This is a genomic window from Streptomyces sp. AF1A (genome assembly GCF_047340315.1).
GTDB lineage: Bacteria > Actinomycetota > Actinomycetes > Streptomycetales > Streptomycetaceae > Streptomyces.
The window spans coordinates 1-9,605 of sequence record NZ_JBLEBI010000222.1 but is presented as its reverse complement, the minus strand read 5'-3'; the positions used below and the strand labels follow the sequence as shown (position 1 = coordinate 9,605).

Sequence of the window (9,605 nt, the reverse complement as noted above, 5' to 3'; positions counted from 1 at the left end):
GTCCAGGCCGTCGGCCACCCCGTGGGCGCCCTCGTCGACGAGGTGACCGGTGGTCCGCTTCGCATGGTCGTATCCTGACTTCAGCGCACCGGCCACATGGTTGAACTTGCTGGTGAACGACATCAGTGACCACCAGCCACATCACCCACGTTGCCCTCCTCCACCAGCGCCCGCACCCCCCACTGCCAGCGCTCACAGAAGGTGTGCAGCATCGCCCCGAGACGGTCGTCGCCGGCGTCCTTGCCGTCCATCTCCAAACCGGTGAAACCCCGGCCCGCCCCCGCCCAGCCCTTCATCGTGCCCAACGCATCCAGCTCGGCCAGCGCCTTGTTGATGCCCTCCGCGATCAGGCCCAGCCCCTGCACCCGCAGATCCGGCTGACCGCCCCCACCCGGTGACGTCATGAACGCCCCTCCCCCGTCGGTCGTCAACTCCCGGCTTCTGAAACCCGTTTATGCAGTACGTCAGTCATCCGCGTACCGGTTCCACCGTCCCTGCAGTGGCGCATGCGCGATGCCTGCGGGGTACGGCCGCCGCTTCCAGGAGAGCAGGCGACGCCAGGCCCTGAGCAAAGAACGGTGAACGCTTCGGCAAAGTACGGGTGTTGTGGACATCCGGTGCGGGCGCCCGAGCCGGCCCCGGCATGGTGATGTCCGCGTACCCCGACAGCCGTGACCTGCGTATGTCTCCCGACAGGCCGGTGTCACCCCCGTGATCTGCCATGTGTCAGAGCATCACATCATGTGTTGTCCATAGCAACGCGACACGAGATCAGGCGCGTAGCTTGGCGGAATTCTGATTCCTGCCCAGGCCGGCTCACCTGAGTGGTGGCCGTCGGATCGGGTCGACGGCCGGCTTCGGTGGTCGGGCCGAAGGGGCTGAAGGATCCGGTCTGGACGGTGAGAGGCCGCGGCCGGGTCATTGGACTCGCGAGTGGGGATGCGGGCTCGGGTGACGCGTTCATCGGAAGGGGATGTTGAGCCAGGGACTGCCGGGCTCGGTCATCAGGATCCGATGGGCGTCGACCATGTCCTGGTACCAGTCGCCGAATTCCTCGTCGTCGAAGTGGAGGCAGCGTCCGAGGATGTAGGCGGCGGAGAAATCCTGCCACGACTTGTAGGACCGGGCGGCGGCCTGGCCGGCCTGGATGACGGCGGACTCGGCCTCGTTGAGCGTGCCGAACCGGGCTCCGAGGCCCCAGCGGGCCATCTTCGAGGCGCGTCCGAGGTCCCAGGCGTCGACGGAGGTGACGTATTTGTTCTCGTCGAGCACACCGTCGGCCCGCAGTCGGGCCTCGTAGCGGGTGATGCGCCCGATCAGCCGCTGCACTCCCTCGACCTGGGCCTCGACCTCGGACTCGGGTCGAGGGTCGGTCCTGGTGACGCCGTCTTCCGTGACGATGACAGACCCCTCCGACCTGGCCCGGATGACGTTGACCGCTCTTCCTTCTCTGGCATGCTCTGGTGACTCTTCTTTGCGTGAAGGCCGCAGAGAAAACCTCGTGGAAGATGGCTACGCTGATTGCCTCAGGGGCGATATTTCTCCCTTTTGCGGCACTTTCCATCCTTGCGCCCGGAATACTTCTTCTGTTGGCCTGTCTCGTTCCTGCTGTGATGGTCAGTTTCAGAGTGGCGGAACAGAAGTCTTTGAAGGCGGGCCTGCTGACTGCTGTGGGAGCGGTGATTCTGCCGACCGGGATGATCGTGGCCTTCGGGGTCGCCTCGATCGCCCGGTGACTTCCAGGCGCTCACAGTCCGGCTTGGGCCTCAGCCACCGCGACGGAGACGGTGTACGTGTAGCCGGCCCCGAGGTAGGGCTTGCCGGATGGGAGAGGGCGGGGTCAACGACATCGCCGGGAGCGTCGAGACGACCTTATGGGGAGGGATGGGGCATGGCCACACGGTCATTCGACGGGGCCCGTTCACGGGGCGGTTGCCTCACGTCCTCGTCGAGAGTGACCGGGCACAGCCACTCGGCAAAGTCCCGGCACGGGACGGTCGCCTCACTCCTCCGACAACCCGGCGCACATCTCCCGCAGGACCTTGCCGCAGCGGCGTGCGTACGCGTGCTGGAAGCCGCGGGTCGCCGGGCCGCCGGCCTTGGTGTACCACTTGGCCGCGCGGCTGAAGGCGGCGATCGTGAGCCAGACCGTGCCGTCGCCCGTGCGGTCGACGAGGAAGGCCTCCTCGCCGCATTCGGGGTGGCCGCGGAGGGTGCCGTAGGCCCAGCCGGCGCGGCGGGGTTCCTCGGTGGTCCAGATGATGCGGCAGGGGGCCTTGATGACGCCGGCCAGGGTTATGGTGACGTCGACGTCGGGGGCCGCGCGGTCGGCGGTGGCGTCGACGCCGACGCCGAGGGTGCGGTGCATCTCCCAGGTGAGGACCGCCTCGGCGGCCCGGTCGAAGACCTCGTGCCCCTCTCCGATGCGCGTGCGCACCAGCATCGGGTGGAAGCCGGGCGGGCAGAAGGCCAGGTCGTCGCGGGTCGCGCCGACCGGCTCGTAGGTGAAGGGCGCCGAGGACATGGGTCACAAGCGTAGGGCGGCACCCGGAACGCCCTCCGTCCGGGTGCCGCCCAGTGTGCCTTCGTCCTAGTTGACGTTGACCGCCGACCAGGCCGCGGCCACCGTCTTGTACTCGGTGCTGCTGGAGCCGTACAGGGCGGACGCCGCGTTCAGGGTCGCCGTGCGGGCGGCCTTGTAGTTGGTCGTCGACGTCATGTACGTCGTCAGCGCCTTGTACCAGATCTGCAGCGCCTTGGCGCGGCCGATGCCGGTGACCGTGGAGCCGTTGTACGTCGGGGAGTTGTACGAGACCCCGTTGATGACCTTGGCGCCGCTGCCCTCGGACAGCAGGTAGAAGAAGTGGTTGGCGACGCCGGACGAGTAGTGGACGTCCTTGTTGCCGACCGAGGAGGACCAGTAGTCCGCCGAGCCGCCGTCCTTGCTGGGCTTGTCCATGTAGCGCAGCGGGGTGCCGTCGCCGTTGATGTTGATCTTCTCGCCGATGAGGTAGTCACCGGGGTCGGAGGAGTTGTTGGCGTAGAACTCCACGCCGGTGCCGAAGATGTCGCTGGTGGCCTCGTTCAGGCCGCCCGACTCGCCGGTGTAGTTGAGGCCCGCGGTGTTGGAGGTGACGCCGTGGCTCATCTCGTGCCCGGCCACGTCGAGCGCGGTCAGCGGGTGGGTGTTGCCGGAGCCGTCGCCGTAGGTCATGCAGAAGCAGCTGTCGTCCCAGAACGCGTTCACGTACGAGTTGCCGTAGTGGACGCGGGAGTAGGCGCCGACGCCGTTGTTCTTGATGCCGTTGCGGCCGAAGGTGTTCTTGTAGAAGTCCCAGGTCTCCTGCGCGCCGTAGGCGGCGTCGACGGCGGCCGTCTGGTCCGTCGAGGAGCTGGAGGCCTTGCCCGTGCCCCAGACGTTGTCGGCGTCGGTGAACAGGGTGCCGGTGCCGGAGGTCCGGTGCGCCAGGTTGTACGTTTTGTGACCGCCCCGGGTCGTGTCGTACAGCTGGTACGTCGAGCCCGACAGGTTGGTGTTCAGGCTGACGGTCCCGGAGTACAGGCTCTTGCCGGTACCGGTGGCGTTCTCGATGCCCTGGTACTCGAAGAGCTTCTTGCCGGTGGCGGCGTCGGTGATGACGTGCAGCTGGTTCGGGGTGCCGTCGTCCTGCAGGCCGCCGACGACCGTCTCGTAGGCGAGGACGGGCTTGCCGGAGCCGGCCCAGATCACCTTGCGTGCGCCGTCCGCGGCGGACGTGGCGGAGCCCAGCGTCCTGGCGGCGGACACCGCCTGCTTCTCGGCCTTGGCGGCGGTGATCTGCGGCTTGAGCGTGGACACCTTGATCGTCGCCTTGACCGCTCTGGTGACGCCCTCGGTCCTGCCCGACTTGGCGGTGTGGACGATCAGGTCGCCGCCGAGCACGGGCAGGCCGGCGTAGGTGCGCTCGTAGCGGGTGTGCACGGTGCCGTCGGCGTCCTTGACGACGTCCTTGACGACCAGCTTCTCCTTGGCGCCGAGGCCTATCTTCCGCGCGGTCGCGGAGGCGTCGGACTGCGCCCGCTGGATCAGGGCGGTGTGCGCGGCGCCGGACAGCGGGACCGGGGCGGCGGCGAGGGGCTCGGCGGCAGCGGCCGGGGTCTGGGCGGAGGCGCTCGCGGCCAGACCGGTGGAGAGGAGGGCTCCGGCGGCGACAGCGGTGGCGATGGCCAGGGTGGTGCGCTTGTGACGCGCGTAGAGGGGGCTCACGCAAGCTCCTTCTCGTGGGGGAGTCCGGTCAGCGTGGGGTTACTGGCCGGAGAGTGTGGCGTTGCGAAGTTGCTGTGCTGCGGCGGGTGGAGAGAGAGTGACATCTAGGACGCGTACATGTCAGGTCCCTGAAGTGATGTTGGCCGAAAGTCGACTGTCCGGGAAACGTTGCGGGGGTGTTGACGAGCGTCGTCCGAGGGGGCCGGACCCTCGGACGGCGCGGAGTCACCAGGCCCGCGAGGTGCGGTTTACGGGAACGTCAGCTTCCAGCTGTTGAGCCGGCCCGTGTCGTACGTGGCTTGATCCTGCACCCGCAACGTCCAGGTGCCATTGGCCGGTTCGGCGGAGGCGTTGACCGTGTAGGTCTGCTTGACGTTGTCCGCGGAGTCGGAGGAGCTGAAGTTCTTCAGCCGGTACGCCGTGCCGGAGGGGCCGACGAGGTCGATCACCAGGTCGCCCCGCCAGGTGTGCGTGATGTCCACGCCGACCTGGAGGGTGCCCGGCGCGTTGCCGGTCCGGCCGGAGACGGTGATGCTGGAGGTGACGGCGGGGCCGTTGTCCGGGATCGCCACCGGCGTGTTGTTGTCGTACACGGTGCCGCCGCCACCGCCGCCCCCGCCGTCGGAGCGGGAGCCGACCGCCACGCCGGCCCAGGCGTCCTGCACCGCCTTGTACTCGGCGCTGGAGGTGCCGTACAGCTCGCCCGCCGCCGCGAGGGTGCCGGTGCGGGCGCCTGCGTAGTCGGTGGTGGAGGTGAACTTGGTGGTGAGCGCCCGGTACCAGATCTGCAGCGCCTTGTCCCGGCCGATCCCGGTGACCGGAAGGCCGTCGGCGGTCGGGGAGTTGTAGGTCACGCCGTTGATGACCTTGGTGCCGCTGCCCTCGGACAGCAGGTAGAAGAAGTGGTTGGCGACGCCCGAGGAGTAGTGGACGTCGAGGTCGCCGACGCCGGAGTACCAGGAGTCGGCGGAGCCGCCGTCCTTGCTGGGCTTGTCCATGTAGCGCAGCGGGGTGCCGTCGCCGTTGATGTTGATCTTCTCGCCGATGAGGTAGTCACCGGGGTCGGAGGAGTTGTTGGCGTAGAACTCCACGCCGGTGCCGAAGATGTCGCTGGTGCCCTCGTTCAGGCCGCCGGACTCGTCGCTGTACTCCAGGCCCGCGGTGTTGGAGGTGACGCCGTGGCTCATCTCGTGCCCGGCCACGTCCAGCGCGGTCAGCGGGTCGTTGTTCCCCGAGCCGTCGCCGTAGGTCATGCAGAAGCAGCTGTCGTCCCAGAACGCGTTCACGTACGAGTTGCCGTAGTGGACGCGGGAGTAGGCGCCGACACCGTCGTTGCGGATGCCGTTGCGGTTGAAGGTGTTCTTGTAGAAGTCCCAGGTCTCCTGCGCGCCGTAGTGGGCGTCCGCGCCCGCGGTGGCCGCGTTGGAGTTGGTGCCGTCGCCCCAGGTGTCGTTCGACTGCGAGAACAGCGTCCCGGTGCCCGAGGTGCGGTGGTTCAGGTTGTACGTCTTGTGACCGCCGCGCGCCCCGTCCGTCAGCGTGTACGTCGAACCCGACTGGGTCGTGGTGAGCGTCACCTGGCCGCTGTAGCGGGTGTTGCCGACGCCCGTCTCGATGCCCTGGTACTCGAAGAGCTTCTTGCCGGTGGTGGCGTCGGTGATGACGTGCAGCTGGTTCGGGGTGCCGTCGTCCTGCAGCCCGCCGACCACCGTCTCGTACGCCAGCACGGGCCTGCCGCTCGCCGCCCAGATCACCTTGCGGACCAAGTCGGCGGCCGGCTTCGTCCCGCCGAGCGCCTTCGCCCGCTGGACGGCCTGCTTCTCGACGGCGGCCTTCGACACGGCGGGGGTGAGGCCGGCGACGTTCAGGGCCGCGCGGCTCGCCCGGATCACCTCCATGGTCTTGCCGGACCTCGAGTCCACGATCAGGTCGCCGCCGAGGACCGGCAGGCCGGCGTAGGTGCGCTCGTACCGGGTGTGCACGGTGCCGTCGGCGTCCTTGACGACGTCCTTGACGACCAGCTTCTCCTTGCCGCCGAGGCCGATCGACCGCGCGGTGGCGGCCTTGGCGGCGTCGGCGTCGCGCAGCAGCTCGGCGCGCTGCGAGGGCGTGAGCCGCAGGGACATGTGCGACGGGTTGGCCCGGCCGGCCTGCGGTGCGGCCGCCGGCGCCGCGCTGGCCGCGCCCGACTGCACGGCGGCGGCGATCAGGGCGGCGACGCCGGCGAGGGCCACGGTGGCCGTGCGGCGGTGGGACGTGGGGTGGTGCGCGATGGGGGGCGGGGTGTGGGAGGTGCGTCCGCGAGAGGAATTGCTTCTCAACACTGACTCCTTCTGCGTGACCGCGGTGTGCGCGGCCAGGGGAGACCGGACGGTGGGTTGAGGCGTCCGGGCAGAACTGGGCGTTGCGCGGAACCAGGTGCGGGGCCGCTCAGGTCGGGGGTGGAGCTGTGGGGGTGCTGTGAGGCGGCCGTGGGAAGAGTGGCAGGGAATCCTGCCAGTGTCAGGACCGCGTCAAAAACTTGGCCGGAAATGGTTCGTTGACCGGATATTCATGTTCGGTATGCGGACGGGCGGGGGTGCGCGGGTTTCAGGGCCGGGCACTGTACGGCGGTTCAGGACCGCACTGCACCGCCGTTCAGCGCCCGTACGCCGCGTGGCCGTTCGCAACCGCAGGCTGTCGCGGCGGTTCGGCGGCCGTGCGCTGCGTACCGGTTCAGTAGCGCGCGCCGCCATGCACTTTCAGGGCGACTGGCTGCCGCTGCTGTCTCCGTTCACAACGACTCGCTGTCGCCGCTGTCGCCGTTCAGTACGGCCCGATGTCGGCCCCGTCCTCGTTCAGGACGGCCCGCTGTCGCCGCCGTCCCCGTGCCAGGTGCGCCACAGCGCCGCGTACGCCCCGCCGGCCGCCACCAGGTCGTCATGGGTGCCGAGTTCCGTGAGGCGGCCGTCCTCCATGACCGCCACGCGGTCGGCGTCGTGGGCCGTGTGGAGGCGGTGGGCGATGGCGATGACCGTGCGGCCCCGCAGGACGGCCGCCAGGGCGCGCTCGGTGTGGCGTGCCGTCGCCGGGTCCAGCAGGGCGGTCGCCTCGTCGAGGATCAGCGTGTGCGGGTCGGCCAGCACCACCCGGGCGAGGGCCAGTTGCTGCGCCTGCGAGCCGTCGGTGGGCCGGCCCCCCGCGCCGAGGCGGGTGTCGAGCCCGTCCGGCAGGCCGCGGACCCAGTCGTCGGCGCCCACGGCCGCGAGGGCCGCCCACAGGCCGGCGTCCGTGGCGGCCGGATCGGCGATGAGGAGGTTGTCGCGGACGGTGCCGAGGAACACGTGGTGTTCCTGGGTGACCAGGACGACCTGGCGGCGCAGCAGCTCCGGCGTCAGCTCGGCGACCGGCACCCCGCCCACGGTCACCGTGCCGGTACCGGGCCGGTCGATGCCCGCGAGCAGCCTGCTGAGGGTCGTCTTGCCGGCGCCCGACGGGCCCACCACGGCGAGGCGTTCGCCGGGCCGCACCGTCAGATCCACCCCGCGCAGCACCTCGCCACCGCGCTCGTAGGCGTAGCGCACCCCGCGCACGTCGATCCGGTCGTCCGCCGGGACCGCGCCGGCCCGCTCCGGTGCCGAGCGGGGCGCCTTCGCGAGCCCCTCCACCCGCGCGAACGAGGCGCTGCTGTCCTGCAGTTGCTCCACCCGCATCAGGATCTGGTCCAACGGCTCGACGAACTGCCGCAGATACAGGGTGGCCGCCACCACCGCGCCGACACCGACCACGCCCCGCCCGTGCAGCCACCCGCCGAGCAGCAGCACCCCGACCACCGGGACCGTGTACGTCACCTCGACCGCCGGGAAGAACACCGTCCGCAGGAACAGCGTGTACAGCCGGGTCCGGCGGGACCTCTCCAGCGCGTCCCGGCTCGCCGCGATGCGCCGCCGCCGGAGCCGGAACGCCTCGACGGTCCGGGCGCCCGTCGCCGTCGCCGCGACGATCTCGGCGACCTCCGAGGTGGCGGCGCCCTGGGCGAGGTAGCCGTCCCGGGCGCGCCGCAGATACCAGCGCAGCGCCAGCCAGATCGGGGTCAGCCCGAGCAGGCCCAGGGCGCCGAGCAGCGGGTCGAGCGCGAACACCGCGCCGAGCACGGACAGCGCCTGCACGGTGCAGACCAGCAGTTCCGGGCCGACGTCCCGCAGCGTGGTGCCGACGGTCGACACGTCCGCCGTGCCGCGCGCGGTCAGGTCGCCGGTGCCGGCCCGCTCCACCACGGACGCGGGCAGCGCCAGCACCCGCTCGACGTACTCCTCGCGCACCCGGGCCAGCGTGCGCTCCCCGAACCGGTGCCCCACGTAGCGCGCCCAGCGGGCCAGCAGCAGCTGGGCCAGCGAGCACAGCAGGATCCACAGGGCCAGCCGGTCCACCGCGCCGACCCCGTGCCCGGCGCGTACCTCGTCGATGATCCGGCCGACCAGCCACGGCCCGGCCAGCCCCGCCCCCGCCGCCGCGACGTTCAGCACCAGCACGGCGCCGAACGCGCGCCCGTCGGCCCGTACCAGCCGCACCACGGCCCGCCGCACCTGCGCGCGGCCCGCGACCGGCAGCAGCCCCTCGCCCGGTGTCATCGTCCGGTCCTCTCCGTGCCGCAGGTGGTGTCGTGGGTGGACAGCTGCCGCCGCGGGCCGGTGGCCGGCGGCGTCGTGTGGCGCGCGGTGGGCGGCACTTCGGCGGTGGGCAGGGCCCGCACGCGCTCGCGGGCCGCGACCGGTGACAGCCCTTCGCCGGATGTCATCACGCGACCTCCTCCGCGTCCGTGACCTCCGCGTCGCGGGCGACCAGGGCGCGGTAGGCCGGTTCCTCGGCCAGCAGGCGCCGGTGGGGGCCGGTCGCGGCGACCTTTCCGTCGACCAGGAAGACGACCGTGTCCGCGCGGTCGAGGACGAGGGGCGAGGTGCTGGTCACGACCGTCGTACGGCCCCGGCGGGCCTCGCGGAGCCGTTCGGCCACCGCCGCCTCGGTGTGCGCGTCCAGGGCCGAGGTCGGCTCCACCGCGAGCAGCACCTCGGCGTCGGCCAGCAGCGCCCGCACCAGACGCGCGCGCTGCCGCTGGCCGCCGGAGAGGCTGCGGCCCTGGCCGGCCACCGGGGAGTCCAGCCCCTCAGGCAGAGCGCGCACGACGTCCTCGGCGGCGGCCGCGTGCACCGCCCGGCGCAGGGCGCCCTCGCCGGGTGTGTGTGCGGCGGCCACCACCTCGCGCAGCGGCCCGGCGAACAGATCCGCCTCGTTGTCCGCGACCAGGATGCGCTCGCGTACGTCGTCCAGCGGGACCGCGTCCAGCCGGACCCCGCCCCAGGTGGCGTCGGTCGGCCCGTAC

At 70.9% G+C, this 9,605-nt stretch carries 9 protein-coding genes; 1 reads left to right on the top strand and 8 read right to left on the bottom strand.

The annotated features are described in order from the left end of the window. Positions 1-122 precede the first annotated feature (122 nt). Both ACLU3S_RS33350 and ACLU3S_RS33345 read right to left on the bottom strand, forming a co-directional pair. On the bottom strand, positions 123-404 hold the full coding sequence (locus ACLU3S_RS33350) for a hypothetical protein (RefSeq protein ID WP_413955724.1): 282 nt from the start codon (positions 402-404) through the stop codon (positions 123-125). A 556-nt stretch (positions 405-960) separates the two neighbouring features. Beyond that, a complete protein-coding gene (locus tag ACLU3S_RS33345) occupies positions 961-1,401 on the bottom strand; it encodes a DUF1266 domain-containing protein (protein ID WP_413955725.1) in 441 nt (146 codons plus the stop codon). 77 nt (positions 1,402-1,478) lie between these two features. Between ACLU3S_RS33345 and ACLU3S_RS33340 the strand changes: the two genes are divergently transcribed. Further along, the gene (locus tag ACLU3S_RS33340) at positions 1,479-1,736 is read left to right on the top strand and encodes a hypothetical protein (protein WP_413955723.1); all 258 of its coding nucleotides are present in this window, start codon (positions 1,479-1,481) and stop codon (positions 1,734-1,736) included. 266 nt (positions 1,737-2,002) lie between these two features. On the opposite strand, the gene ACLU3S_RS33335 is transcribed toward ACLU3S_RS33340, so the two are convergent. The 6 genes from ACLU3S_RS33335 to ACLU3S_RS33310 all read right to left on the bottom strand — a co-directional run. Next, the gene (locus ACLU3S_RS33335; protein ID WP_413955722.1) at positions 2,003-2,524 is read right to left on the bottom strand and encodes a DUF1990 domain-containing protein; all 522 of its coding nucleotides are present in this window, start codon (positions 2,522-2,524) and stop codon (positions 2,003-2,005) included. 66 nt (positions 2,525-2,590) lie between these two features. After that, complete coding sequence (locus ACLU3S_RS33330; RefSeq protein ID WP_413955721.1) at positions 2,591-4,246, bottom strand: M4 family metallopeptidase; 1,656 nt, start codon at positions 4,244-4,246, stop codon at positions 2,591-2,593. A 248-nt stretch (positions 4,247-4,494) separates the two neighbouring features. After that, positions 4,495-6,567: a M4 family metallopeptidase gene (locus ACLU3S_RS33325; protein ID WP_413955720.1), complete on the bottom strand. Its 2,073-nt coding sequence runs from the start codon at positions 6,565-6,567 to the stop codon at positions 4,495-4,497. Positions 6,568-7,083: 516 nt separating this feature from the next. Then, complete coding sequence (locus tag ACLU3S_RS33320; RefSeq protein ID WP_413955719.1) at positions 7,084-8,856, bottom strand: ABC transporter ATP-binding protein; 1,773 nt, start codon at positions 8,854-8,856, stop codon at positions 7,084-7,086. Beyond that, positions 8,853-9,023: a hypothetical protein gene (locus ACLU3S_RS33315; protein ID WP_413955718.1), complete on the bottom strand. Its 171-nt coding sequence runs from the start codon at positions 9,021-9,023 to the stop codon at positions 8,853-8,855. The genes ACLU3S_RS33320 and ACLU3S_RS33315 overlap by 4 nt, the downstream gene beginning before the upstream one ends. After that, positions 9,023-9,605, bottom strand: a 583-nt coding sequence (locus tag ACLU3S_RS33310) for an ATP-binding cassette domain-containing protein (RefSeq protein ID WP_413955717.1), incomplete at its 5' end; no start/stop codon positions are given. The genes ACLU3S_RS33310 and ACLU3S_RS33315, both read right to left, overlap by 1 nt.

Bases quoted from the DNA above. Each gene is read 5' to 3' on its own strand.
- ACLU3S_RS33320 (WP_413955719.1), bottom strand. From the start codon at position 8,856: ATGACACCGGGCGAGGGGCTGCTGCCGGTCGCGGGCCGCGCGCAGGTG.
- ACLU3S_RS33315 (WP_413955718.1), bottom strand. From the start codon at position 9,023: ATGACATCCGGCGAAGGGCTGTCACCGGTCGCGGCCCGCGAGCGCGTG.
- ACLU3S_RS33350 (WP_413955724.1), bottom strand. From the start codon at position 404: ATGACGTCACCGGGTGGGGGCGGTCAGCCGGATCTGCGGGTGCAGGGG.
- ACLU3S_RS33335 (WP_413955722.1), bottom strand. From the start codon at position 2,524: ATGTCCTCGGCGCCCTTCACCTACGAGCCGGTCGGCGCGACCCGCGAC.